23 protein-coding genes are annotated in these 22,994 nt (G+C 71.2%); 11 read left to right on the plus strand and 12 right to left on the minus strand.

Annotation, left to right across the window (positions count from 1 at the left end; genetic code table 11):
- Window positions 1–29: 29 nt before the first annotated feature.
- The 3 genes from KOI35_RS15610 to KOI35_RS15620 form a co-directional block, all read right to left on the minus strand.
- Window positions 30–824 (minus strand): cupin domain-containing protein, encoded by a 795-nt coding sequence (locus KOI35_RS15610; protein ID WP_215788121.1) that lies wholly within the window; start codon window positions 822–824, stop codon window positions 30–32.
- On the minus strand, window positions 821–1,351 hold the full coding sequence (locus tag KOI35_RS15615; RefSeq protein WP_215788123.1) for an RNA polymerase sigma factor: 531 nt from the start codon (window positions 1,349–1,351) through the stop codon (window positions 821–823). Before KOI35_RS15615 ends, KOI35_RS15610 begins: the two co-directional genes overlap by 4 nt.
- 61 nt (window positions 1,352–1,412) lie before the next feature.
- Complete coding sequence (locus tag KOI35_RS15620; protein ID WP_215788125.1) at window positions 1,413–3,209, minus strand: flavin-containing monooxygenase; 1,797 nt, start codon at window positions 3,207–3,209, stop codon at window positions 1,413–1,415.
- Window positions 3,210–3,283: 74 nt separating this feature from the next.
- Between KOI35_RS15620 and KOI35_RS15625 the strand changes: the two genes are divergently transcribed.
- Window positions 3,284–4,456 (plus strand): sigma-54-dependent transcriptional regulator family protein, encoded by a 1,173-nt coding sequence (locus tag KOI35_RS15625; protein WP_215788127.1) that lies wholly within the window; start codon window positions 3,284–3,286, stop codon window positions 4,454–4,456.
- A gap of 4 nt (window positions 4,457–4,460) precedes the next feature.
- The gene (locus tag KOI35_RS15630) at window positions 4,461–4,838 is read left to right on the plus strand and encodes a VOC family protein (protein WP_215788129.1); all 378 of its coding nucleotides are present in this window, start codon (window positions 4,461–4,463) and stop codon (window positions 4,836–4,838) included.
- A gap of 12 nt (window positions 4,839–4,850) precedes the next feature.
- On the opposite strand, the gene KOI35_RS15635 is transcribed toward KOI35_RS15630, so the two are convergent.
- The 5 genes from KOI35_RS15635 to KOI35_RS15655 are packed head-to-tail and all read right to left on the minus strand — an operon-like array spanning window position 4,851 to window position 8,058.
- Window positions 4,851–5,261: a VOC family protein gene (locus tag KOI35_RS15635; protein WP_215788131.1), complete on the minus strand. Its 411-nt coding sequence runs from the start codon at window positions 5,259–5,261 to the stop codon at window positions 4,851–4,853.
- 43 nt (window positions 5,262–5,304) lie between these two features.
- Window positions 5,305–5,457 carry a hypothetical protein gene (locus KOI35_RS15640; RefSeq protein WP_215788133.1) on the minus strand — a complete coding sequence of 51 codons (153 nt, stop codon included), beginning with the start codon at window positions 5,455–5,457 and terminating at the stop codon, window positions 5,305–5,307.
- Complete coding sequence (locus tag KOI35_RS15645; RefSeq protein ID WP_215788135.1) at window positions 5,454–6,200, minus strand: SDR family NAD(P)-dependent oxidoreductase; 747 nt, start codon at window positions 6,198–6,200, stop codon at window positions 5,454–5,456. The genes KOI35_RS15640 and KOI35_RS15645 overlap by 4 nt, the downstream gene beginning before the upstream one ends.
- The gene (locus KOI35_RS15650) at window positions 6,197–7,048 is read right to left on the minus strand and encodes a fumarylacetoacetate hydrolase family protein (RefSeq protein ID WP_246613231.1); all 852 of its coding nucleotides are present in this window, start codon (window positions 7,046–7,048) and stop codon (window positions 6,197–6,199) included. The genes KOI35_RS15645 and KOI35_RS15650 overlap by 4 nt, the downstream gene beginning before the upstream one ends.
- Before the next feature lie 56 nt (window positions 7,049–7,104).
- Window positions 7,105–8,058 carry an SMP-30/gluconolactonase/LRE family protein gene (locus tag KOI35_RS15655; RefSeq protein WP_215788139.1) on the minus strand — a complete coding sequence of 318 codons (954 nt, stop codon included), beginning with the start codon at window positions 8,056–8,058 and terminating at the stop codon, window positions 7,105–7,107.
- 77 nt (window positions 8,059–8,135) lie between these two features.
- Between KOI35_RS15655 and KOI35_RS15660 the strand changes: the two genes are divergently transcribed.
- Both KOI35_RS15660 and KOI35_RS15665 read left to right on the plus strand, forming a co-directional pair.
- Window positions 8,136–9,851, plus strand: coding sequence for a dihydroxy-acid dehydratase (locus KOI35_RS15660; RefSeq protein ID WP_215788141.1), 1,716 nt, complete (start codon window positions 8,136–8,138; stop codon window positions 9,849–9,851).
- Window positions 9,852–9,943: 92 nt separating this feature from the next.
- Complete coding sequence (locus KOI35_RS15665) at window positions 9,944–10,738, plus strand: universal stress protein (protein ID WP_215788142.1); 795 nt, start codon at window positions 9,944–9,946, stop codon at window positions 10,736–10,738.
- Window positions 10,739–10,789: 51 nt separating this feature from the next.
- Here the strand turns inward: KOI35_RS15665 and KOI35_RS15670 are convergent, their stop codons facing one another.
- Window positions 10,790–12,307, minus strand: coding sequence for a class I SAM-dependent methyltransferase (locus KOI35_RS15670; RefSeq protein ID WP_215788144.1), 1,518 nt, complete (start codon window positions 12,305–12,307; stop codon window positions 10,790–10,792).
- Between the two features lie 161 nt (window positions 12,308–12,468).
- On the opposite strand from KOI35_RS15670, the gene KOI35_RS15675 reads away from it, so the two are divergent.
- Window positions 12,469–12,765 (plus strand): hypothetical protein, encoded by a 297-nt coding sequence (locus tag KOI35_RS15675; RefSeq protein ID WP_215788146.1) that lies wholly within the window; start codon window positions 12,469–12,471, stop codon window positions 12,763–12,765.
- Window positions 12,766–12,778: 13 nt separating this feature from the next.
- Complete coding sequence (locus tag KOI35_RS15680) at window positions 12,779–14,545, plus strand: RiPP maturation radical SAM C-methyltransferase (protein ID WP_215788148.1); 1,767 nt, start codon at window positions 12,779–12,781, stop codon at window positions 14,543–14,545.
- 11 nt (window positions 14,546–14,556) lie between these two features.
- On the opposite strand, the gene KOI35_RS15685 is transcribed toward KOI35_RS15680, so the two are convergent.
- A complete protein-coding gene (locus KOI35_RS15685) occupies window positions 14,557–15,006 on the minus strand; it encodes a hypothetical protein (RefSeq protein ID WP_215788150.1) in 450 nt (149 codons plus the stop codon).
- 79 nt (window positions 15,007–15,085) lie between these two features.
- On the opposite strand from KOI35_RS15685, the gene KOI35_RS15690 reads away from it, so the two are divergent.
- Together KOI35_RS15690 and KOI35_RS15695 are read left to right on the plus strand one after the other, a co-directional pair.
- Complete coding sequence (locus KOI35_RS15690; RefSeq protein WP_215788152.1) at window positions 15,086–17,929, plus strand: AfsR/SARP family transcriptional regulator; 2,844 nt, start codon at window positions 15,086–15,088, stop codon at window positions 17,927–17,929.
- A 158-nt stretch (window positions 17,930–18,087) separates the two neighbouring features.
- Window positions 18,088–18,507 carry a hypothetical protein gene (locus tag KOI35_RS15695; RefSeq protein WP_215788154.1) on the plus strand — a complete coding sequence of 140 codons (420 nt, stop codon included), beginning with the start codon at window positions 18,088–18,090 and terminating at the stop codon, window positions 18,505–18,507.
- A 4-nt stretch (window positions 18,508–18,511) separates the two neighbouring features.
- Here the strand turns inward: KOI35_RS15695 and KOI35_RS15700 are convergent, their stop codons facing one another.
- Both KOI35_RS15700 and KOI35_RS15705 read right to left on the minus strand, forming a co-directional pair.
- The gene (locus KOI35_RS15700) at window positions 18,512–18,715 is read right to left on the minus strand and encodes a hypothetical protein (RefSeq protein ID WP_215788156.1); all 204 of its coding nucleotides are present in this window, start codon (window positions 18,713–18,715) and stop codon (window positions 18,512–18,514) included.
- Window positions 18,716–18,740: 25 nt separating this feature from the next.
- Complete coding sequence (locus KOI35_RS15705; RefSeq protein ID WP_215788158.1) at window positions 18,741–19,544, minus strand: AfsR/SARP family transcriptional regulator; 804 nt, start codon at window positions 19,542–19,544, stop codon at window positions 18,741–18,743.
- 183 nt (window positions 19,545–19,727) lie between these two features.
- Between KOI35_RS15705 and KOI35_RS15710 the strand changes: the two genes are divergently transcribed.
- The 3 genes from KOI35_RS15710 (at window position 19,728) to KOI35_RS15720 (ending at window position 22,938) form a co-directional block, all read left to right on the plus strand.
- Window positions 19,728–20,831, plus strand: coding sequence for a sensor histidine kinase (locus KOI35_RS15710; RefSeq protein WP_308121020.1), 1,104 nt, complete (start codon window positions 19,728–19,730; stop codon window positions 20,829–20,831).
- Window positions 20,832–20,872: 41 nt separating this feature from the next.
- Entirely contained in the window at window positions 20,873–21,508 is a 636-nt protein-coding gene (locus KOI35_RS15715; RefSeq protein WP_215788160.1) for a GNAT family N-acetyltransferase, read from the plus strand.
- A gap of 164 nt (window positions 21,509–21,672) precedes the next feature.
- Entirely contained in the window at window positions 21,673–22,938 is a 1,266-nt protein-coding gene (locus KOI35_RS15720; RefSeq protein WP_215788162.1) for a M14 family metallopeptidase, read from the plus strand.
- Window positions 22,939–22,994 lie beyond the last annotated feature (56 nt).

Raw genomic sequence — 22,994 nt, forward strand, 5'->3', positions numbered from 1 at the left:
GCGTACCAAGGGAATCTCTCCTCGACGGATCAACGGGGGGCGCGCTGGTGGTCACCGGCGCGCAGGAGGGTCAGAACGGTGCCGATCACGGCGGCGAGTGCCCAGACCGGCAGACTTTCGGATCGGATGACCACGGGCAGGTCGGCGGAGGTGATCGCCGGCACGACGATGACCAGCACCCAGGCGCTGCCCAGCACGGCGGCGGCCCGGTCGACGCCGATCCGGCCGCCGAGCAGCAGCGTGGCCGCGGTGAAGGTGAGGGCGGGCAGCAGCCACAGGGCCGGGTTCATGCCGAGCCGCCAGCCGGCCAGGGCCAGCGGTGGCAGCACGGTCGCGAGCACCACGACCGTACGGCGGAAAAGCATCTCGAGACCGGCCCGCGAGGTGCCCGCGGTGATCTCCCAGGCCGGGTCGCTGCGCCGGGACCAGGCGACGGCCAGGCCGGCCAGCGGGGCGACCGGGGCCAGCAGAAGCACCAGCGAGGGCCGTTCGGGGAACTGGCGGTCGAGCAGGAAAGCGGCCAGCACGGCGCTGAGCACGGTCACGATCCACGGGACGACCGACCACACCGCCCACCGGTGGACCATGCGGCGCCAGGGGTGCCGGCGGACCGGTCCGGGCCCGGACCGCACCCCGCGGTCGATCGCCACCTGCACGTCGTCGAGCAGCGCGAGCAGTGGCGGCGCGGCCATCTCGGCCATCCGGGCGCGGCACTCGGCGCAGTTCTCCAGGTGAACCTCCACGGCCCAGACGGCGGCGTCGTCGAGACCGGGGTCCGCGGCGACGTAGCTCTCGAGCGCGGGGGAAGGGATGTGCGTCGTCATGACAGTGCCTCCCGCAGCACGGTGCGGGCGCGACGGGCCCGGCTCTTCACGGTTCCCTCGGGCAGCCCGAGCAGGATCGACGTCTCGCGCACGGTCAGCCCGTCCAGCACCATCGCGTGCAGGACGGCGCGGAGTTCGGGGGCGAGTTGCGAGAGGGCCAGCCCGACCTCGTCACCGAGTGAACCGGCGAGCGCTTCGTCCTCGGCGGCGGCTGTGGTCCGTACGGGAAGATCCTCGGACGGAAACTCCGGACGTCGGGCACGGTGGCGGGCGGCGTCGACCAGACGGTGGGCGGCGATCTTCCAGAGCCAACCGGCCGCGCTGCCGTCTCCCGTGAAAGATCCGGCGGCCCGCCAGATCGCCAGATACGTGTCCTGCATGACCTCGGCGACCATGCCGTCATCAGCGCAACGCCGCCGCAGCCGGACAGCCAGCCACGGCGACGTACGCCGGTACAACTCGTCGAACGCGGCCCGATCGGCTCGCGCGACGCGGCGGAGCAGTTGCTCCTCGTCGAGGTCGGTCACTCTCACACCCGGTCAGACGACACCGGGACCCCCGACGGATCATCCTTTCATGTGGCGTGGGTCACTTTTGGTGGTACGACTCCTGAAGGCGGTAGACGGGCGTCGGCACGTCCTCGTAGCGGGCCTTGAGCTGCAGCGCCAGATAGAGCGAGTAGTGCCGCGACTGGTGCAGGTTGCCGCCGTGGAACCACAGGTTGTCCTGCTGGGTGGGCTTCCACATGTTGCGCTGCTCGCCCTCCCACGGGCCCGGGTCCTTGGGCGTGTCCGAGCCGAGCCCCCACACCTTGCCCACCCTGTCGGCGGTCGCGGCGTCGACGATGTCGGCCACCCAGCCGTTCATCGAGCCGTAGCCGGTGGCGTAGACCACCAGGTCGGCCGGCAGTTCGGTGCCGTCCTCGAGCACCACCGCGTCCTCGGTCAGGTGATCGACCTGGCCGTGCGCGAGCTTGACCCGCCCGTCGGCGACCAGGTCGGCCGCACCCACGTCGATGTAGTAGCCGGAGCCGCGTCGCAGGTACTTCATGAACAGACCGGATCCGTCGGCGCCCCAGTCGTGCTCGAAGCCGGCCTTCTCCAGCCGCGCGTAGAACTCCGCATCCCGTTCGGCCATCTGCTCGTACAGCGGGATCTGGAACTCGTGCATGATCCGGTACGGGATCGACGCGAAGATCATGTCGGCCTTGTCGGTGGTGACGCCGGACGCGACCGCCCGCTCGGAGTAGAGGTCGCCGAGCCCGATGTCCATGAGCGAAGCCGACTTCACGATGTGCGTCGATGAGCGTTGCACCATGGTGACGTCCGCGTCGTGCTCCCACAACGCACCGCAGATGTCGAAGGCCGAGTTGTTCGAGCCAACGACCACAACCTTCTTTCCCGCGTACGCCTCCGGGCCGGGATGCCCGCTCGAATGGTGCTGTTCGCCGCGGAAGACGTCCTGTCCCGGCAGTTCCGGATAGTTCGCCTTGCCCGACATGCCGGTGGCGAACACGACATGCGCGGGTGTGAGCGTCTGCGCGTTTCCGTCGCGCTCGACGGTTACCGTCCACTTGTTCGTTTCCTGATCGAAGGCGGCCGAACGAACAGTCGACGACGACCAGTACGGCACCTCCATGACCTTCGTGTACATCTCCAGCCAGTCGCCGATCTTGTCCTTGGGCGCGAAGACCGGCCAGTTCGGCGGGAACGGCAGATAGGGCAGGTGGTCGTACCAGACGGGATCGTGCAGGCAAAGGCTCTTGTACCGGCCGCGCCACTGGTCGCCCGGCCGGGCGTTCTTGTCGATCACCAGGGCCGGCACGCCGAGCTGCCGCAGCCGGGCGCCGAGCGCGATGCCGCCCTGACCGCCGCCGATCACGATCACGTACGGCTGCTCGTCGCTCCCCAGAGTGGCCGCCTCGGAGTCGCGGCGCTCCTTCCAGCTCTGGCGCCCCTTGGCCAGCTCGTGCTCGACGCCCTGCGGTCGTCTCGCATACTGCGACTCCTCGAAGCCCTTGAGCTCGCGCAGCGTGGTGAGCAGGGTCCACGCGCCTTCGGAGGTCAGGCGCAGATGACCGGTGCCGCGCCCGGTCGCCGTCTCGAACCGGATCCAGGCGTCGATCACGCCGTCGCTCTCGGTCGGGTCCTCGGTCAACGCGAAGCCGCTCGGGTCGGCGCCGTCGAGCGTGCGGGTCAGCAGGTCGGTGACGCCGTCGCGGCCCTCGACCGTGGTGATGTTCCAGGTGAAGGCGACCAGGTCGCGCCAGAAGCAGGTGGGGGCGAACAGCGCGGCGGCCCGTTCGACGTCCCGGTCGTGCAGGGCACTCTCAAAAGAGGCGAGCCAGTCGTCCACTCGCTGTCGCACATCCGTTGTCTGCGTCATGGCGCTAATAGACAGTTCCGACTTCAGTCCGCAACAGGGTTGCAACACATTGCACGCGCGGGCCATGCTCAGTCGTGGGCGATTTCGGCGCGGTGCGGCCCGGCACCGACCTGTCGCGGCATGCCCGTGAGCTGCGCCGCGTCCACGATGCTGTGCTCGCCGGCGACCGTCCGCCGCAGCGCCCGCGCGACCTGGTCTCGCGCAGCTGGGCCCGGATGCTCGGGCTGGGCCTCGACCCGAGCCGCGCCAACGCCCGCGACCCGTTGCCGTTCGACGAGATCGAGCGGCTGCGCCGGGAATCGCCGCTGGCCCTGGTGATCGACGACCTGCTCCGGCTGGCCGACGGGTTTCTGCTGGTCGTGACCGACGCCGACGGGGTGATCCTGTGGCGGGCGGGGCCGGTCGCGCTGCGCCGCCGGGCCGATGTGCTGGGCTTCGGCGAGGGCGCGAACTGGACCGAGACGGCGGTCGGCACCAATGCCATCGGGACGGCGCTGGTCGAGGCGGCGCCGGTGCAGCTGTTCTCGGCCGAGCACTTCGAGGAGGCTCAGCACGCCTGGTACTGCACCGCGCATCCGGTGCACGATCCGCGTACGGGGGAACTGCTCGGCATTGTCGATGTGAGCGGTCCGGCGCTCACTCTGCATCCGGCGATCGAGGCGATGGTGGCCATGGGCGTGCGGCTGGCCGAGGCGCAGTTGTGGCGGCATCACGCCGACCGGCTGGAACGGTTGCGGCGCTCGGCCGCCCACGTGGTGTCGACCGTGCCGGGACCGCTGCTGATCGTGGACGAGCACGGCTGGGTGGCGGCGGCGAGCGGGGTGGCCACCCGCGACCGGATCGGCACGCCGCGGGAGGGGACGGCGCTGGGCGTACCCGGGCTGGGTCTGTGCCTGCCGGAACGGCTGCCCGAGGGCTGGCTGGTGCGACCGGCCGGACCCCAGACGGCCATCCGGGCCACCCTCGACCTGCGCTCGTCGCCCGTGCTCGAGGTGTGCGGCGAGTCGGCGCCGTGGCGCACGCCGCTGACCCGCCGGCACGCCGAGATCCTGGAGCTGCTGGTCGCCTGCGGCCCGGCGGGCCTGACGGCGGCCCAGATGAGCCGCTTCCTGCACGGCGACGCCGACCACGTGGTCACCGTGCGGGCCGAGGTGTCCCGCCTACGCCGGGCGATCGGCGCTCTGGTCGCCACCAACCCGTATCGCCTGGCCGCCGGGGTCTCGCTGGAGATCGTCGGGGCGAGGTGATCGCATGCCCGTCGGCCGCCGGCACCACCTGATCGTCGACTGCCCCGACCCGGCGGCGTCGGCCCGCTTCTGGTCGGCGCTGCTCGGCGAACCGATCACCTATGACGACGGCGACTTCGTGGTCGTCTCGGCCGACACGACCACGTCGGGCCTGGCCTTCCAGCGGGCGCCCGATCACCGCGCGCCCACCTGGCCCGGCCCGGCCGTGCCGCAGCAGATGCACCTCGACGTGATGGTCGACGACCTGGCCGTGGCCACCGAGGCCGCGCTCGCCCTCGGCGCTACGCCCCGGCCGGGCGGCGATCACGTCTTCGCCGACCCGGCCGGGCACCCGTTCTGCCTGATCCCGCGGCCGGGGTGGGCCCCACCGATCCAGAACTGAGAGTGCGATGCGTCATCGACGCTCGGGCCAGACCGGACCCTCGGCGGTCCACACGACACCGCGGTTGCGGCACAGGCAGAACGGATGTCCGACGGGATCGGTGTAAACGCGGAAGCCGAACCCCTCCGGCCCGACGTGATCCCGCTGCAGGGTCGCGCCGAGCGCCAGGACGCGGCTCTGCTCCGCCTCGATGTCGTCGACCTCGAAGTCCAGGTGGAACTGCTTGGGGTGTTCGCTGCTCGGCCACTGCGGGGCCCGGTAGTCCGCCACCTGGTTGAAGGCCAGCTCGATCTCGCCGAACTGCACGCCGGCCCAGTCCGCGTCGCTGCCGTCCTTGATCGGCCGCCCGGTCACCTCGGCGTAGAAGGCCGCCAGTTTCATCGTGTCCGGGCAGTCGATGATGAAGTCGGTGAGTCGCAGCATCCCGCGATCCTGTCACAGGACCTGTCGGTGCACCGGCGACAGCTCAGAGGACGAACGACCGAGCTTCGCCCAGCTCGGCCAGGGCGTCGAGCGCGATCTCGAACTCGTTGTGGTCGAGGTATTCGAGCGCGTCCGACAAGGCGGCCCCGCGAGGTGCCTGGCCGGCCGCCGCACGCAGCGGGTCGGGCTGGTTCACCGGGTCGCGGGCGGCCGTACGCGCAGGCCCTGCATGCCGCCGTCGATGGCCAGCGCTACGCCCGTCGTGGCGGAGGCGTCGGGGCCGGCCAGGTAGGCGATCGCGGCGGCCACCTCGTCGGCGGTGACCATCCGGCCGGAGGGCTGCCGGGCCTCGAGAGCGACCCGCTCGGCCGCCGGGTCGTCGGTGGCGGCCAGCAGGCGGTTGATCCAGGGAGTGTCGGCCGTGCCGGGATTCACGCAGTTGACCCGGATGCCCTCGGACAGGTGGTCGGCCGCCATGTTCAGCGTCAGCGACAGCACGGCGCCCTTGGTCGCCCCGTAGAGGGCCCGTCGCGGCAGGCCGGCGGTGGCCACGATCGAGCAGGTGTTGACGATCGCGGCGTGCGACGACTCGCGCAGGTGGGGGAGCGCGGCCCGGCTCACCCGGACCATGCCCTGCACGTTCACGTCGAACACGCGCGACCACTCGGCGTCGTCGTTCTCCTCCACGGTGCCCTGGGCGCCGATGCCCGCGTTGTTGACGACGACGTCGAGGCCGCCGAACGCGGACGCGGCCTCGGCCACGGCCGCGCGGACCGAGGCGTCGTCGGTGACGTCACAGCGCAGGCCCATGAGCGGCGCCGGCACGTCGGTGTTCAGGTCGAGCGTGGCCACCCGGTAGCCGCGTTCGGCGAGCAGCGACGCGGTGGCCAGGCCGATGCCGGAGGCGCCGCCGGTGACGATCGCGCGCAGGCCGGTCATCGCGGGCCTACGACCTGCTGGCGGGCGGTGCCGAGGTGCTCGATGCCGAGCGTCATCACGTCACCGGCCTGCAGGTAGGTCGGCGGCTTCATGCCCAGCCCGACGCCGGGCGGGGTGCCGGTGTTGATCAGGTCGCCGGGTTCGAGCATCAGGAACTGGCTCAGGTAGTGCACGACGACGAACGGGTCGAAGATCATCGTCTTGGTGTTGCCCGTCTGCCGGCGTTCGCCGTTCACATCGAGCCACATGGACAGGTTGCGGACATCGGGGATCTCGTCCGGCGTAGCCAGCCACGGCCCGGCCGGGTTGAACGTCTCGGCCGACTTGCCCTTGACCCACTGTCCGCCGCGCTCCATCTGGAATGCGCGTTCGCTCACGTCGTTGACCAGCACGTAGCCGGCGATCGCGGCGGCCGCCTCGTCGACCGAGGCCAGGTAGGACGTGCGGCGGCCGATCACGATGCCGAGCTCGACCTCCCAGTCGGTCTTGGTCGAGCCGCGCGGGATGCGTACGTCGTCGTCCGGCCCGACCAGGGTGTTCGGCGACTTGGTGAACAGGATCGGCTCGGCCGGCACGGCCTGGCCGGTCTCGGCGGCGTGGTCGCTGTAGTTGAGCCCGATGCACAGGATCTGGTGCGGCCGGGCGATCGGGGCGCCGATCCGCTGGTCGCCGATCGGGTGCACGTCACCCGCGGCGATCCGGTCGGCCACCGGTCCGGCCAGCTGAGCCGCGCCGTCACCGCCGAAGAACGCCTCGTCGAAGTCGGCCACCAGGTCGGACACGTCGACGTAGTCCGACCCACTCGCGCGGACGGCGGGCTTCTCGGCGCCGGGGGCACCGATGCGCATCAGGAACACGGTTCTTGCTCCTCACAGACGAGATTTCCCCGTACGCCGTAACAGCGCTACGGCGTCGGGGACAACTGGACATACGGGGTCGGGAGTCCGGCGGCGCCGACGTCGGCGGTGAAGAGGCGCCCGGAGGCCGGGTGGCGCGTCAGTTCGGCCGGGGACAACCCGTCGGTGGCGGTCGTGATGACCAGAACGCGCAGGTCGGGACCGGCAAACGCGCAACTTGTGGTGTGCGGGGCGTCCACGTCGACCACGGCGAGCACGGTTCCGCCCGGGGTCCGGCACTCCACCCGGCCGCCGCCCCAGACCGCGATCCACAGGTTGCCGATGGCGTCCACGCACAGCCCGTCCGGCTGCCCGTCGGAGAAACGGAACAATTCCCGCCGTACGCCGTCCGGATAGTCCCGCCCGTAGACGACGCCCGGCACGGTGTCGATGCTGTAGAGCGTCCCGCCGTCGGGGCTCCAGGCGAGCCCGTTGGACAGGGTCAGGTCGTCGTCGAGCACGGTCACGTCGCCGCCGTCCAGGCGCATCAGGGCCTGGTTGCCGCGCGCCGAGTCGAGGGCCATGCTGCCGATCAGGAACCGGCCCTGCGGGTCGACCGCGCCGTCGTTGAGGCGGCTGTCCGTGCGGCTGAGATCGGCCACGACCGTACGGGAATCGCCCTGAATGATCTTGCCCCGCTGAGCCACCAGCAGCTCGCCCGCCGCGGAGACGGCCACCGCGCAGGCCAGATCGTCGAACTCCCACGTGTCGGTCACCGAGATCACGTGAGAAGCCGGGGTCTCGTGGGAAGCCGGAGTCTCGTGGGAAGCCGAGAGCTCGGGAGAAGCCGGGATCTCGTGCGAAGCGGGGATCTCGTGCGAAGTCGAAAGGGTGCCCGCGTGCACCGTGCCGCCCAGGATGTCGACCCAGAGCAGCCGTTCGCGGGCGGCGTCCCACACCGGGCCCTCGCCGAGAGCGTAGGCCTCCGCGCCGGCCGGACGGGCAACGAAGCGCGCAGTCATGTTCCGAAGACTAGGCGGAAGTTCCGCGATGATGAAGGATCTTCCCGAGTTGCGATTCGCGGCGTTACAGTCCGGAGATGGCGGATCGGCGCAGCGCTCAGTGGTACGGCGGCGACGACCGGAACAGCTACATCCACCGCGCGTGGATGCGGCGGGGCCTGCCCGCCGACGCGTTCGACGGCCGGCCGCACATCGCCATCGCCAACACCGCGAGCGATCTGACCCCGTGCAATGCGCATTTGAACGAGGTTTCGCGCAGTGTGGCCGACGGCATCCACCGGGCGGGCGGGATTGCGCTCGACCTGCCGGTCGTGTCGATCGGCGAGACACAGGTGCGGCCGACCGCGATGCTGTGGCGCAACATGGCCGCGATGGCCATCGAGGAGATGCTGCGGGCCAACCCGATCGACGGCGTCGTGCTGCTCGGCGGCTGTGACAAGACCATCCCGGCCCTCCTCATGGCCGCTGCCTCGGTCGACCTGCCGGCCGTCGTGGTGCCGGGCGGGCCGATGCTCACCGGCACGTTCCGGGGCACGCCGCTCGGGTGCGGCACCGATGTGTGGAAACTGAGCGAAGAGGTTCGTGCGGGCACGCTGAGCGCGGACGAGTTCCAGCTCTCGGAGTCCTCGATGATCCGCAGCCGCGGGCACTGCAACACCATGGGCACCGCGTCGACCATGGGTCTGCTGGCCGAGGTGCTGGGCATGACCCTGCCGGGCATCGCGGGCACCCCGGCGCCGGACAGCCGCCTGCTCGAGGCCGCGCACGCCACCGGGGTGCTCGCGGTCGACCTGGTCGAACAGGACCGGCGGCCCAGCGCGGTGATGACCCCTGGATCGTTCCACAACGCGATCGTCGCCCTGGCCGCGCTCGGCGGTTCGACCAACGCCGTGGTGCACCTGCTGGCGATCGCGGGCCGGCTCGGGGTGCCGCTGACCCAGGACGACTTCGACCGGATCGGGGCCGGCGTGCCGCTGCTGGTCGACCTGTTGCCGGCCGGCCGGTTCCTGATGGACGACCTGTACCGCGCGGGCGGGCTGCACGCCGTGCTGGCCGAAGTGAGCGATCTGCTCGATCCGGCGGCGATCACGGTCATCGGCGAGCCGCTGGTGTCCGCCCTCGGCGCGGCCCGCGTCTACGACCGTGAGGTGATCCGCTCCCGCGCCGAGCCGCTGCAGGAGGAGGCCGGGATAGCGGTGCTCTACGGCAACCTCGCGCCCGACGGTGCCCTGGTCAAACCGGCCGCGGCCACGCCCGCCCTGCTCCAGCATCGCGGCCCGGCCGTCGTGTTCGACTCGGTGGAGGACCTGAAGGCCCGGCTCGACGATCCCGAGCTCGGGGTGACCGCCGATTCGGTGCTCGTGCTGCGCGGTTGCGGGCCGAAGGGCTACCCCGGCATGCCCGAGGTGTCCAACCTTCCGCTGCCGGCCAAGCTGCTGGCCGACGGAGTGCGCGACATGGTGCGCATTTGTGACGGGCGGATGAGCGGTACGGCGTACGGGACGGTCGTTCTGCACGTCGCACCGGAAGCGGCCGCGGGCGGACCGCTCGCCAAAGTGCGCACCGGCGACATGATCGTGCTCGACCTGGCCAACCGCCGGCTGGACGTGGACGTCCCGGCCGACGAGTGGGACGCGCGGCCGCCGTCGGAGGAGGCGGCCCGGGCCTACGCGGCACCGGTCCGCGGCTGGGAGAAGCTCTACGTCGATACCGTCGGCCAGGCCAACACCGGCGCCGACCTGGACTTCCTGATCGGCGGAAGCGGCGACCAGGTGTCCCGCGAGTCGCACTAGCCGTAATCACCCTTGTCGGTGGGGCCTCCGCAGGACGACTCTGGAGATTGTGCCGCCGAACGGCGACCGCCTGTTCCCCTGTGGAGGCGGACATGATCAAGACTCGGATCGTGGTGGGTGTGGACGGCTCGGCCCAAGGCGCCGCGGCCGTGGGCTGGGCCGCCACCGAGGCCGTACGCCGCGGCGCTGAGCTGCGGATCCTCACCGCGTACTACCGGCGCCGGTCGACGCCCGGCAGCACCCCGACCCACTCGGCCGAGGAGCACGCGGGCGCGATCGTGCAGCGCGCGGTCGCGCAGGCCCGGGCCGCCGCGCCCGGGGTCGAGGTCAAATGCCAGGCCCTTCCCGGGTACGCCGTACCGGTGCTGTTGCACGCGGCCGAGGAATCCGCCCTGCTGGTGGTGGGCGGACGGCACGAGGGCGGCCTGCCCATCCTGCCCATCGCGTCGGTCAGCAGCCAGGTCGCGACCCAGGCCCGGTGCTCGGTCGTGGTGGTCCGCGGGCGCTACGGCCCCGAGGCGGGCGCGGTCGTGGCCGGCCTGGACGACGGCCCGTCCTCGTCGACCGTGGCCGGGCACGCCTTCGAGGAGGCGTCGCTGCACGACACCGGCGTCGAGGCGGTGACCGTCGGCGGCGCGAAGGCCCCGGACCCGCTCGGCGCCGACCTGGACGCCCAGCTCGACCCGTGGCGCGAGAAGTACCCCGAGGTGCGCGCGTCCCGCGAATACGTGGACGGCCGCGCGGACAAGGTGCTCGTGCAACGGTCGCGCTCGGCCCGGCTCATGGTGGTCGGGCCGCGCACGCACGGTTTCCAGGGCCTGATGCTCGGGTCGATCGGAAGCCGGCTGCTCCAGCGGTCGGGATGTCCGGTGCTGATCGCCCGCTGACTGCTTTCCGCGCGATGGTGTCCGTCGCGCTCAGGATGATGAGCGGTGCGGTCAGGTGTTGTGCGGGCGGCGGGCCACGATGATGGCGTGCGTGGTCGGCCAGTCGAGCGGGTTGCCGTCCAGGTCGGCGATCGAGGCGACCGGGGCGATCCGGTTGTCGATCACCCAGTCGTTGCGGATCGGGTGGGACGCCGCGTCGAGCTCGAACCCGACCTCGGCCAGCAGCTCGACCCAGTCGCCGAAGTCGAGCCCGCAGAACTGCTCGTGCGTCTCGGACAGCCAGTTGTCGACGTAGTCCTTGCGGGTCAGGAAGTCCATGGCCGGGCCGAACGGGATGCGGACCGTTCCGTCCGGCCGGGCCGTGAACTCGACCGGGAACGCGAAGTCGACCGCGAACTGATCGAGCCGGGCGCGCGTGGACAACCCGGACACGTAGGCGGTGACCTCGGCCGACGAGAGTTCCGCCAGGTCCGTACGGGGGGAAGCCGGGTTTGATCCGTCCTCGCTGGTCAGGCGCAGGTCGATGAGGCGGTTGCGGTCGCCCGGGCCGCACACATCGCTGTTGATCCAGACGCCGCCGGGCACGGTGTGCTCGTGGATGCGCCGCGCGAACTCGAGCAGAGATGCGCGTTGTTGTCCGTACGACCAGATCTCGTGCGTGAGCGCGAACGTCAGCGTGGTGTCGACCGAGCGGTCCGGCAGCACCGCGCCGCCGAGCACGTTGCGCTGATAGAAGTAGACGTTGGCGTTGCGGAAGACGCCCTGCGCCTTCTTGTGCACGCACTCCTGGTAGAGGTGGCGGGCCACCTCGACGCCGATCAGGTCGCTCTCGTGCAGCGTGTCGTCCCGGTCGGCCAGTTCGAGCACGGCGCCCGCACCGCAGCCGATGTCCACGATCCGGCCCGGCTGCACGTACTGGCGCACGGCGGTCCATTTGCGCGTGGCCGCGTCCGCGAAAGCCTCGACATATGTCCGGTAGTCGCGCGTCGCGGTCAACCCGCCCTCGTCACCGACGACCGGATCGTTCACCACACTGCGCACGACAGCCGGCAGCCCGTAGCGGTCGAACACGTCGACCGTGGCCGGGTGCGCGAGCTTGCGCCACGAGTCGTCGCCCGCGGCCACTTTGAGGAGGACGTCCCACGGGCGCTCGGCGGACACGCCTGGTGCGTCCTCGACGGGTGCGATCGTGAACCCCAGCTCGGCGTAGAGCCCGGCGACCGCCGGCGTCGAGCAGGCGACGAGCGTGTTCTCCGGGGTCAGGTCGATCCCGGTCGCCACGGTCACGGTCTTGAGCGTTACCTGAGCGAACCTGTCGGTCGGCGCGGTGTCGAAGATCGGCACGACCACCGACCGCAGCCCGGTCTCGACGCTGAACCGCTCGATCGCCGCCTCACGCCGGTGATAGGGGATCGGGTTGCGTTTCGTGTTCTCGTGGTTGGCCGAGGTGACCGCCCAGACGATCGTCGCGGCGCCGTCGTCCGCGAGTCGCTGCAGGTAGTCGGCCTGGAACTGGGTCAGCAGATGGTGCCGGCCGGGGAACAACACATAACGCCGCGTCACACTCACAGCAGGGGATCTTAGCCGCGGAAGAATCCGTCTGCCCGCGTACCACAACCGCCGGACCGCTGATGTCGTACGTCCGACCCACGCTGTCGGCCCTCGTCAATTCGGTGGACTTCGCCCCGCGGCCGGTCGACCATCGCAGGTGAGTTGCTCGGGAGGTTCTCATGACCGATCCGCCGACAGACCTCGACGCCATCGACGCCCTCATCCGGAAAGTGACCGCATCCGTCACCGGACTCACGGATCAGGAGCGCGCACTGCTCGCGCAACTGTTCGCGGCCGGGCGGAACACGATGCTCGGCGAGTCCACCATCCACACCTTCGTGCACGGCCGTCGCGAGGGTGAGTCCGCCGATGACTCCAGCCGCATCGGGAGCCGGATCGGTTCCGCCCGCTCGGCCGATCCCGACGGTGGCGACGACGGCCCCGCGGTACAGATCACCATTTGGGTACGGCGGTAGCACGGGCCGGGCCATGACGAATCCGGTCGTGATCGTCTCGATGCCGTTCCAGGGCGCCGGTCGTCCGTCGATCCAGGCCGGACTGCTCACCGCGATCGCCCGCGAGCACGGCTTTCCCGCGCGTTCGCTGCACGCCAACCTCGACTTCGCGGAGCGGGTCGGCCCGGACGTGTACGAGATGCTGGCCGAGGATCGGGGCCGGATGCTCGGTGAGTGGCTGTTCTCGGTCGCCGCGTTCGGCCCGGACGCGCCCGACCCCGGGTCCGCGCTGCTGGACGACCAGGTGCGGCCGTCCGAACGGAAGCTGCTCCTGCGGATCCGGCACGAGGTGGTGCCGGCCTATCTGGACGACCTCGTCTCCGGTCAGCCGTGGGGCGACGTGAGCGTGGCCGGTTTCACGTGCACGTTCGAACAGAACACGGCCTCGTTCGCGCTGGCCCGGCGGCTCAAGGAACGGTTCCCGGGATTGGTGACCGTTTTCGGCGGGGCGAACTTCGACGGCGAGATGGGCCTCGAATGGGTGCGGACCGTGGAAGGTGTCGACTTCGCGATCCGGGGCGAGGCCGACGAGTCGTTTCCGCAGTTGCTGCACGCCCTCACAAACAACACCACGCTCGACGCGGTGCCCGGTCTGATCCGCCGGAACGCCGACGGCACGGTCACGGCCCACCCGCAGGCGCCGCCGGGTCCGCTGCCCACGGCGATACCGGACTACGACGAGTACTTCGCGAAGGCCGGCCGGCGGGCGGTCTGGATCCCGATCGAGACCTCCCGCGGATGCTGGTGGGGCGCCAAGCACCACTGCACGTTCTGCGGGTTGAACGGGGCGAGCATGGCGTTCCGCGCGAAGCCGCACGAACGCGCACTCGGCGAACTGGACCGGCAGGCCCGCCGCTACGGCAGCTTCCGGTTCGCCGCGGTCGACAACATCCTGGACACCGGCTACCTGCGCACCCTTCTGCCCGCCCTGGCCGAGCGGGAGCGCGGCTACGAGCTGTTCTACGAGGTCAAGGCGAACCTGCGCCGCGACCAGGTGCGGCTGCTGGCCCGGGCCGGGGTCACCCGCGTGCAGCCGGGCCTGGAGTCGCTCAGCAGCCATGTGCTCACCCTGATGCGCAAGGGGACGACGGCCGCGCAGAACGTCAACCTGTTGCGGTGGGCGCGCTACTACGGGATCGACGTCTCCTGGAACCTGCTGTGGGGCTTCCCGGGCGAGACCCGGCGGGACTACGAGGAGCAGGCCGCGCTCGTGCCGCGTCTCGCCCACCTGCAACCGCCGGAGAGCGCCGACCGCCTCTGGCTCGAGCGGTTCAGTCCGCTCTTCACCGACGACCGGGTGACCGGGCGCCGGCCGGATCCGGGTTACGCCCACGTCTATCCGCCCGCCGTCGATCTCGAGAAGGTGGCCTATTTCTTCGCGTACGAGGTGACGGGCGCGCTGCCCGACGAGGCGTACGACGGGCTGCGCCGGGCCGTGGCCGCCTGGACGGCACGAAACGCGCAGGCAACGCTCACTTTCTCGGCCGCGCCGCGATACGTACAGATCTACGACGCGCGCCGGGCGGGCGGGGAGTGCACGCACACGTTCGACGGTCCGGCCGCGGATGTGTATGCCGCGTGCTCGGACCGTCCGGTCAGCCCCCGCGCCGTACGGGAAAAGACCGGACTGCCCGAGGCCGTCGTGCGCGAGACGCTGGCCGAGTTCGACCGGCTCGGTCTGGTGCTGCTCGACGGCGGCAACGCGCTGGCCCTGGCCCTGCCCGCGATCGCGCAGCGCTGACCGTGGGCGGCTCAGGTCCGATTGGCGAAACGGATACGCAGATGGTCGATGCGATTGAGCCGGGGGTCGGGCATGACACGGTTGTCGATCCAGCTGAAGACCGCGCTGTTGCCGCGCGGGTCGATCCACGGATGCGCGGACGCGTCATGACGGAACGTGGCCAGCGTGACGCCGGTGTTGTCCACGACGTCCACCGCGACGCCGAGCGTCACCGGCGCGAAGACGTACGGATTGCGCATCACCGCGTCGGTCTGCACGACCAGACTGCGCACGAACGTGCCGTCCGCGCCCTCGACGGACTGCACGAAAGCGATCGCCGATGCGCGCAGCGAACAGGCCGTCTCGGCCGGCGACGCGCACGCCCCGGCCGACCAGCCGTCGCCGTCCTCCGGGAAGACCACGTGATCGGCCGGCGCCGGTGCCGTCCCGCGCGGCGGCCCGATCATCAACCGAGTCAGCACGGGTAGGAGTGTCCTGGACATGTCGGTTCCTTCCTCCCCCGTCCGGCGCGGACACCCGCCCGGAACACCATCGACGCCGATGCTGCCGCCCGCCGCTGCATCAACCGCTGCAGCGGCCGTTGCACCGGCCTTCGACGTGCTCGGACCGCTCGCCGTCCGGCACGGCCCGCAGCCGGTCCGGCTCGGCCCGGTGCAGCAGCAGGTCGTGCTGGCCGTGCTCCTGCTGCACCGCGACCGCCCGCTCGGGCTGGGCGCGATGATCGACGCGGTGTGGGGCGACGCGGCCCCGGCGTCCGCGGTCAACCTGGTGCAGCGGCACGTGTCCGGGTTGCGCCGGGTGCTCGAACCCGATCGCGCCGCGCACGCGTCGGCCAGCCGGCTGTCCTGGACCGGGTCGGGGTACCGGCTCACCGTGCCCGACGACGCGTTCGACCTGGCCCGGTTCGAGATCGCGGTGCGGCGGGCGCTGGCGGCCGGGAACCGGGACGGCCTGCGCGACGCGCTGACCCTCGTCCGCGGGCCGCTGTGCGACGGCCTGGCCAGCCCGTTCCTCGACGCTGAGCGGGAACGGCTGGCCGAGCGGGTGCTGACCGTGCTCGAGGAGCGGATCGAGCTCGACCTGGCCGCGGGCGACGCCGCCACGGTCGTCGACGAGCTGCGCCGCCTGGTCACCGGGCACCCGCTGCGCGAGCGGTGGCACGAACTGCTCATGTCCGCGCTGTTCCAGGCCGGGCGGCGGGCCGACGCGCTCGGTGCCTACCAGCACGCGCGGCGGGTGCTGCGCGACGAGCTCGGGGTCGAGCCGGCCGCGCCGTTGCAGCGGCTGCACCGGCGGATCCTGAGCGGCGATCAGGCGCCGGACACTGCGCGGGCCGGACGGTCCGCGCAGCGGCCGGACACTCCGCGGACCGTCCGGCCCGCGCAACTGCCGCACACTCCGCGCGATTTCGTGGGCCGCGCGGACGAGAGCGCGCAACTCGACCGCATCGCCGCCGGGGGAGGTGTGGCCGTGATCTCCGGGACGGCCGGGGTCGGCAAGACGACGCTGGCCGTGAACTGGGCGCACGGCGTACGGGAAAGGTTTCCCGACGGGCAGCTCTACGTGAACCTGCGCGGGTTCGATCCGAGCAGCCCGGCCGCCGACCCGGCCCGGGTGATCCGCGGCTTCCTCGAGGCGCTGGGCGTGCCACCGGACCGGATCGGCGCCGACCCGGACGGGCACGCCGCGCTCTACCGCAGCGTCGTCGCGGGCCGGCGGATCCTGATCGTGCTCGACAACGCCCTCGACGCCGACCAGGTGCGCCCGCTGCTGCCCGGCTCGCCCGGCTCGTTCGTGGTCGTGACCAGCCGCAACGAGCTGCTCAGCCTGGTCGCGCTGGACGGCGCCCGGCCGGTGCAGGTCGACCTGCTCGACGACGGCCAGGCGCGCGACCTGATCGCCGGCCGGCTCGGCAGTGGCCGGGTGCGGGCCGAGCCCGCCGCCGTCCGGCAGATCATCGCCGCCTGCGCCCGGCTGCCGCTCGCGCTCTCGGTGGTGACGGCCCGGGCCGCCGCCCACCCGCAGTTCCCGCTGGCGGCGACGGCCGAGGAGCTGTGCCGCGCGCACGGCAGTCTCGACCCGTTCGACGCGGGTGACCTGGCCACCAACGTCCGGGCGGTGTTCGCCTGCTCGTACCGGGCGCTGAGCGGCCCGGCGGCGCGGCTGTTCCGGCTGCTCGGCCTGCACGCCGGTCCCGAGATCTCGGTCGCCGCGGCCGGGGGACTGGCCGCCGCGCCCGCCGCGTCGGTGCGCGCGCAGTTGAGCGAACTGGCCCGGGCCCACCTGGTGGCCGAACGCGCACCGGGCCGGTTCGTGTTGCACGATCTGTTGCGCGCCTACGCCGCCGAACTGGCCGCCGGCACCGAGTCGGACGACGAGCGGCGGGCGGCGTCCCGGCGCTCGTACGACCACTACCTGCACACCGCGTACGCGGCCGACCGGATGCTCAACGCCTATCGGGACGACCCGATCGCGCTGCAGCCGGCCGTCCCCGGGGTGCGCACCGAGCAGCCGGCCGACCACCAGGCCGCGCTCGGCTGGTTCACCGCCGAGGAACCGGTGCTGCTGGCCACGTTGCGCGAAGCTGTCCGTTCGGGCTTCGACACGCACGCCTGGCAGCTCGGTTGGACGCTGACGCAGTTCCTCGACCGGCAGGGGCATGCGCACGATCTGGCCGTCGCGCAGGAACTGGCACTGGGCGCGGCCGAGCGGCTGACCGACCGGCGCGGGGTGGCGGTGAGCCGGGGCGGGCTGGCCGTCGCGTACATCCGGCTCGGTCGCTATGCCGAGGCGCGGGAACAGCTCGAGAAGGCGTACCGGATCTTCGAAGGCCTGGGCGAGCAGATCGGCATGGGACACGCGCGGCGCTCGCTGGCCTGGATCCTCGATTGCGAAGGCCGCTACCGCGAGGCGCTGCCGTGCGTACGGGAAGCTCTTGCGCATTTTCGTCAGGGCGGGCACGCGTCGGGGGAGGCGCGGGCGCTCAACGCGCTCGGCTGGTTCCATTCGCGGCTGGGCGAGCACGAGGAGGCGCTCGACTACTGCCGCCGGGCGCTCGCGCTGCTGCGCCGGATCGGCGACCGGTTCAATCAGGCCGACACGCTCGACAGCGTCGGGGCGGCCTACTTCCGGCTCGGGCGGTTCGACGAGTCGGCGGCCTATTATGCCGAGGCGATTTCCCTGTACGTCGAATTCGGTGACCGGTTCAACGAGGGGCACGCGCTGCTCAACCTGGGTGACGCGTACGCCGCGGCCGGATCGCGGGCGGCGGCGGTGGCGGCCTGGCAGCGGGCGTACGAGGTGCTCGACCGGCTGGGCTCACCGGATGTGGACGCCGCCCGATCGCGGCTCTCCGGCCCGGGCGTCCGGATCGACCGGCATTGAAACGCGGCTCTCCGGCCCGGGCGTCCGGATCGGCCGGCATTGAAACGCGGCTCTTAATCGATCGGGCCGCCCGGCTAAGCCCGGAATAAGAGGCGGGGAACTCCGGCCGGGCAAGCTTTCCGGCGATGACAGCGCCGCGCTGTCGAGGAGAGGAAGGCATGGCCCTCATCCAGTTTCCCCACCAGCTCTTCGGTTCGGGTCAGTTCACGGCGACCGTGCTCGACAACAACGGCACGCCGACCCACGTGCTGGAGGCGGGGGCGCCGTTCCGGGTCGAGACCTCGTGGGAGATTCCGGCGTCGGCCGCACTGCTGCTGGGCGGGGTGTGGACGGTCAGCGTCTACGCGGAATCGATCGGAGGCGGACCCGAACTGCGCACCGGCACCGACACCGTGCCGCTCAACGGCGGCACGAACTACAGCGCGAACGTGGTCGTGCCGCCCAGCACCCTGAACGGGAACCCGAGCCCGCCCGCATCGGGTGTCTACAAACTGGTGACCGTGCTGACGCACCGCAACTTCGGGCGGAACAGCGATGTGGCCGCCATCGCCGAGGGGCCGATGGTGCGCATCGCCTGACCGGTCAGCGGATCGCGATCCGCGGGTCGTGCAGGCGGACACCCCCGGCCGCGCCGCTGTGCCGGGCGGCGCGGTCGCCGTGGTCGATCACCACCATCTCGCCGGTCTCCCGGTCGATGACCAGGCGGCGACCGCAGAGGTCGTCCTCGCAGGCGAACAGGATCCCGCCGGGGGTCACGGTGGCGGTCAGCCGATGCTGGGTGGCCATGGGCCGACCGTACGCTCCCGTGGGCTCAGGAGGCGATCAGTGTCAGCCCGTTGTGCCGCGGGTTGCGCAGTTCGTGGAAGAACGCCGTGGTCGCGTACGAGGGCTGCACCCGCAGGGTGTCCCACAGCCGCTCGGCCAGCCGGTGGTACTGCGCCAGCGCCAGATGCCGCAGCCCGGCCGCCGCGTAGCAGGCCATGAGCTGCCGGTTCACCGGCTCGTTGCACGGATCGGCCTCGACCAGGCGGCGGGCCAGGAAGGTGGCCGGGCCGTAGGCGCCCTCCTCGAGATAGCCGTCGATGAGCCGGCCCTGCAGGGCGATCATGTCGAGCCGCAGCGCCTCCCGGATCGGTCCGGCCCAGTCCAGGTAGAGCTCGTCGGCCAGGAAATCCGCCTCGTACAACTGGCACGCGACCTCCCGCTCCTGCATGGCGCGGGCGTGCTCGTGCCGGCGCTCGGCCTGCTCGGCCGCCGCCCGGTGGTGCTCGAACTGCTCGATGTCGGTCCACACGCGCACCGTGTCGGCGATCCGGTAGCTGTCGAACGTGCGCTCGACACCCGCGACCGGGCTGGCCGCGCGCAACGCCTGGCGCAGCCCGCTGAGCGCGACGTGCAGGTTGTTGCGCGCGGCGGACGGTGTGGCGCCGGGCCAGAACGCCTCGGTGAGCACGTCGCGCGGGACGGCGGTTCGGCGGTGCGCGAGAAGGTGCGCCAGCACGTGCCGGGTGCGGCGCCGGGAGGCGGTGTCGATCGGGACCCCGTCGATCGTGACGCGGAAGTCGCCCAGGAACCGGGCGGCGAGAAGTGGTCGTCCGTCGTTCGGAAAGATCATGGCTGCCCGCTCCTCTGACGAGACACCCGTGCATGCAAGGCCTCATGCTGCCGCGCCCGCTTGCACTGCCCGTTGCAGTCGTCATTGCAGTGCCCCGAGCTGGTCTATTATCGGCAAGTAGAACAGAACGGACTTTTCCGACTCCTGGGAACCGGACCGCGCGCGGCGGCCCGGCAAGCCGGGGTGCTGTTGGTGCTGGCGGGGACGCTGGCACTGCTCGGGATGGCCAACGACACCACGCATGCGAACCGGCTGCTGCTGGTGGCCGCCTGCGACTTCGCGCTCGGGCTGGTGGCGATCCACCCGGCCTGGGCCCGGGCGGGACGGCACACGCCGGCCTGGATGGGGCTGCCCGCGTTCGCGGTGCTCGGGATGTCGACCTGGTCGTTCGGCGGGTCGGCGACCGGGACCGGACCGTTCCTGGTGCTCATCTTCGCGTGGGCGGCGCTGCACTTCCCGCGGTGGATCCTGCTCACCTATGTCCCGCCGGCCACTCTGGCCTACCTGGTCCCGCTGGTGCTGACCCGCCAGCCGCCGCTGGTGATCGGCAGTGCGTTCGTGCTGATGCCGATCGCGCTGGCCGTCGCGCTGCTGATCGAGGCCCAGGCCCGGCATCTGCGCGAGGACCGCGAGCGTCTCGAGCGCATCGAGCAGTGGCGGGCGGCCATGATGGGCACCCTCGCTCATGACGTGCGCACACCGCTGAGCACCGTACGGCTGGTGCTGGAGGAACTGAAGACCGACGCGCCCCCGCCGGTCGTCCGGATGCTCGACGCCGCCCTGCGCCAGACCGCGCGCATCAACCGGCTGGCCGAGGGGCTGCTCGACGTGCAACGCATCGACAGCGAGGGCCGCCTCCAGCTCGACCTGCGGGAACACCCGGCCGCGGCACTGGTCAAGGAGGCCCTGGCCCACGTCCGCAGCACGGACGCCGACGTGACTCTCGAGATCGGCGCCGGGCAGACCCTGTACGTGGACCGGCAGCGGTTCGAGCAGATCCTGGTCAACCTGCTCACCAACGCGTTCCGCTACGGCGCGCCGCCGGTCGTGGTCAGCGTGCGGCGACACGGCTCGTTCGACCGGCTCGAAGTGCGCGATCACGGCCCGGGCATCCCGGATCAGCTGCGCAACAGCCTGTTCGACCAGTTCTCGGTGGGCGGCACCGAAGGCATCGGCCTGGGTCTGTGGATCGTGCGTCAGCTGGCCGTCGCGCACGGCGGCAACGCCTTCGCCGAGGCGCGCGACCCGGGCGTGGCCATGGTCGTGACGTTCCCGGCGGCGCCGTAAATCGGTTGGCCGCGCGAGCCCGGGCCGAGAGGATGCGGGGCATGCTTGTCGATCTCTGGCCGCAGTACGCGCTCCGCCTCACCACCCCGCGACTCGAGCTCCGGCTGCCGGGCGAGGACGAGCTGGTCGCGCTGGCCGAGCTGGCCGCGGTGGGGATCCACGCCCCCGGCGAGCGGCCGTTCCTGACCCCGTGGACCGAGGGCACGGCCACCGATCGAGCCCGTAACGTGCTACGCGGGCACTGGGGTGCACTGGCCGAGTGGGAGCCGTACGGCTGGGACCTGGGTCTCGGGGTCTTCCGTGAGGGCACGGCGATCGGCATGGTCTCGATGCGCGCGCGGGATTTTCCGGTGATCCGTCAGGTCGTCACGTCGTCGTGGCTCGGGCGGAGGTTCCAGGGCCAGGGGTACGGCACCGAGGCGCGCACGGCCCTGCTCGCGCTCGCGTTCGATCACCTGGGGGCGACCGATGCGCTCACCGAGGTGTTCCAGGACAACCATGCGTCGCAGGGCGTCTCGCGCAAACTCGGCTACCAGCCCGACGGCGTCTCGATCGACGCCCGCGACGGCGAGGCCCTGACGTCCGATCGCCTGCGCCTGACCCGCGGGCGGTGGCTCTCGTCGGTGCACGACCCCGTCACGGTGACCGGTCTGGAGCTGGAGCCGTACGGCCTGTAAGCCGGTCTGGAGCTGGAGCCGTACGGCCTGTAAGCCGGTCTGGAGCTGGAGCCGTACGGCCTATAAGGCGGTGAGAGGTACGCAATGACATGGTCGAATTGATTGCTATCTATCCAGGCGCGATGGTGGGGTGAGGGGCACCATCGAAGACCTGGAGGTCGTTCATGAGACGACGACGTACCGCCGTGGCCGCTCTCGCCGTCGCGATGCTGGGTGCTCTCCTCGCCGGCGTGCCCGCCGACGCGGCGCCGACCGTGAGCGCCGAGCCGGCCCAGTACGAGGTGCTCGACGTACGCAGTGCCGCCCAGCGCAACGTGATCGCCCGCACCGGCGTGGCCATCGACAGCGTCGAGCACGCCATCGTCACCGTGACCGCGTCGCCAGCTGAGGTACGCGCGTTGCAGCGCAAGGGCTTCACCGTCCAGCCGATCCTGCGGACGTTCGACTTCCCGCCCTCGGACGCGCCCTACCACAACTACAGCGAGATGATCACCGAGGTGAACCGGGTCGTCGCCGCCTACCCGGCGATCGCCCAGAAGCGCGTGATCGGCAAGACCTACGAGGGCCGCGACATCGTCGCCGTCAAGATCTCCGACAACGTCGGCACCGACGAGAACGAGCCCGAGGTCCTGTACGACGCCAACCACCACGCCCGCGAGCACCTGACGGTCGAGATGGCGCTGTACGTCCTCAACCTCTACACGGCCGGCTACGCGTCGGACAGCCGCATCCGCAACGTCGTCAACAGCCGCGAGCTGTGGATCATCCCGTCGGTCAACCCGGACGGCTCGGAGTACGACATCGCCACCGGCAGCTACCGGTCGTGGCGCAAGAACCGCCAGCCCAACAGCGGATCGTCCAACGTCGGCACCGACCTGAACCGTAACTACGGCTACCGCTGGGGCTGTTGCGGCGGCTCGTCGGGCAGCACGTCGTCGTCGACCTACCGCGGGCCGTCGGCCTTCTCGGCCCCCGAGACGCGCGCCGTCCGTGACTTCGTCAACAGCCGGGTAGTGGGTGGAAAGCAGCAGATCCGTGCGTCGATGGACTTCCACACGTACAGCGAGCTGGTCCTCTGGCCCTTCGGGCACACGACCGCGAACACCACCACCGGCATGACGACCGACGACTACAACACCTTCTCGACGTTCGGCCGGCAGATGGCCGCGACCAACAACTACACGCCCGAGCAGTCGTCCGACCTCTACATCACCGACGGCGACCTGCTCGACTGGCTGTGGGGCACGCACAAGATCTTCGCCTACACGTTCGAGATGTATCCGCGTTCCGCGTCGGGCGGCGGCTTCTACCCGCCGGCCAGCGTCATCAACCGTGAGACGTCGCGCAACCGGGAGGCCGCCCTGTTGCTCGCCGAGGTGGCAGACTGCCCGTACAAGGTGATCGGCAAGCAGTCGACCTACTGTTCCTGACCAATGTGGAACGTCGCCCGGCGTATCGATGCGCCGGGCGACGTCTCCGGAGGAAT

The sequence above is a fragment of the Paractinoplanes bogorensis genome (genome assembly GCF_018829635.1).
Taxonomy (GTDB): domain Bacteria; phylum Actinomycetota; class Actinomycetes; order Mycobacteriales; family Micromonosporaceae; genus Actinoplanes; species Actinoplanes bogorensis.

Excerpts from the sequence above, each read along its gene's own strand:
- KOI35_RS15630 (WP_215788129.1), top strand. The coding sequence starts at position 4,461 with ATGCCCGTCGGCCGCCGGCACCACCTGATCGTCGACTGCCCCGACCCG.
- KOI35_RS15715 (WP_215788160.1), top strand. The coding sequence starts at position 20,873 with ATGCTTGTCGATCTCTGGCCGCAGTACGCGCTCCGCCTCACCACCCCG.
- KOI35_RS15720 (WP_215788162.1), top strand. The coding sequence starts at position 21,673 with ATGAGACGACGACGTACCGCCGTGGCCGCTCTCGCCGTCGCGATGCTG.
- KOI35_RS15690 (WP_215788152.1), top strand. The coding sequence starts at position 15,086 with ATGCTGCCGCCCGCCGCTGCATCAACCGCTGCAGCGGCCGTTGCACCG.
- KOI35_RS15660 (WP_215788141.1), top strand. The coding sequence starts at position 8,136 with ATGGCGGATCGGCGCAGCGCTCAGTGGTACGGCGGCGACGACCGGAAC.
- KOI35_RS15650 (WP_246613231.1), bottom strand. The coding sequence starts at position 7,048 with ATGCGCATCGGTGCCCCCGGCGCCGAGAAGCCCGCCGTCCGCGCGAGT.
- KOI35_RS15610 (WP_215788121.1), bottom strand. The coding sequence starts at position 824 with ATGACGACGCACATCCCTTCCCCCGCGCTCGAGAGCTACGTCGCCGCG.
- KOI35_RS15700 (WP_215788156.1), bottom strand. The coding sequence starts at position 18,715 with ATGGCCACCCAGCATCGGCTGACCGCCACCGTGACCCCCGGCGGGATC.
- KOI35_RS15620 (WP_215788125.1), bottom strand. The coding sequence starts at position 3,209 with ATGACGCAGACAACGGATGTGCGACAGCGAGTGGACGACTGGCTCGCC.
- KOI35_RS15635 (WP_215788131.1), bottom strand. The coding sequence starts at position 5,261 with ATGCTGCGACTCACCGACTTCATCATCGACTGCCCGGACACGATGAAA.
- KOI35_RS15675 (WP_215788146.1), top strand. The coding sequence starts at position 12,469 with ATGACCGATCCGCCGACAGACCTCGACGCCATCGACGCCCTCATCCGG.
- KOI35_RS15680 (WP_215788148.1), top strand. The coding sequence starts at position 12,779 with ATGACGAATCCGGTCGTGATCGTCTCGATGCCGTTCCAGGGCGCCGGT.
- KOI35_RS15665 (WP_215788142.1), top strand. The coding sequence starts at position 9,944 with ATGATCAAGACTCGGATCGTGGTGGGTGTGGACGGCTCGGCCCAAGGC.
- KOI35_RS15655 (WP_215788139.1), bottom strand. The coding sequence starts at position 8,058 with ATGACTGCGCGCTTCGTTGCCCGTCCGGCCGGCGCGGAGGCCTACGCT.
- KOI35_RS15645 (WP_215788135.1), bottom strand. The coding sequence starts at position 6,200 with ATGACCGGCCTGCGCGCGATCGTCACCGGCGGCGCCTCCGGCATCGGC.
- KOI35_RS15695 (WP_215788154.1), top strand. The coding sequence starts at position 18,088 with ATGGCCCTCATCCAGTTTCCCCACCAGCTCTTCGGTTCGGGTCAGTTC.
- KOI35_RS15705 (WP_215788158.1), bottom strand. The coding sequence starts at position 19,544 with ATGATCTTTCCGAACGACGGACGACCACTTCTCGCCGCCCGGTTCCTG.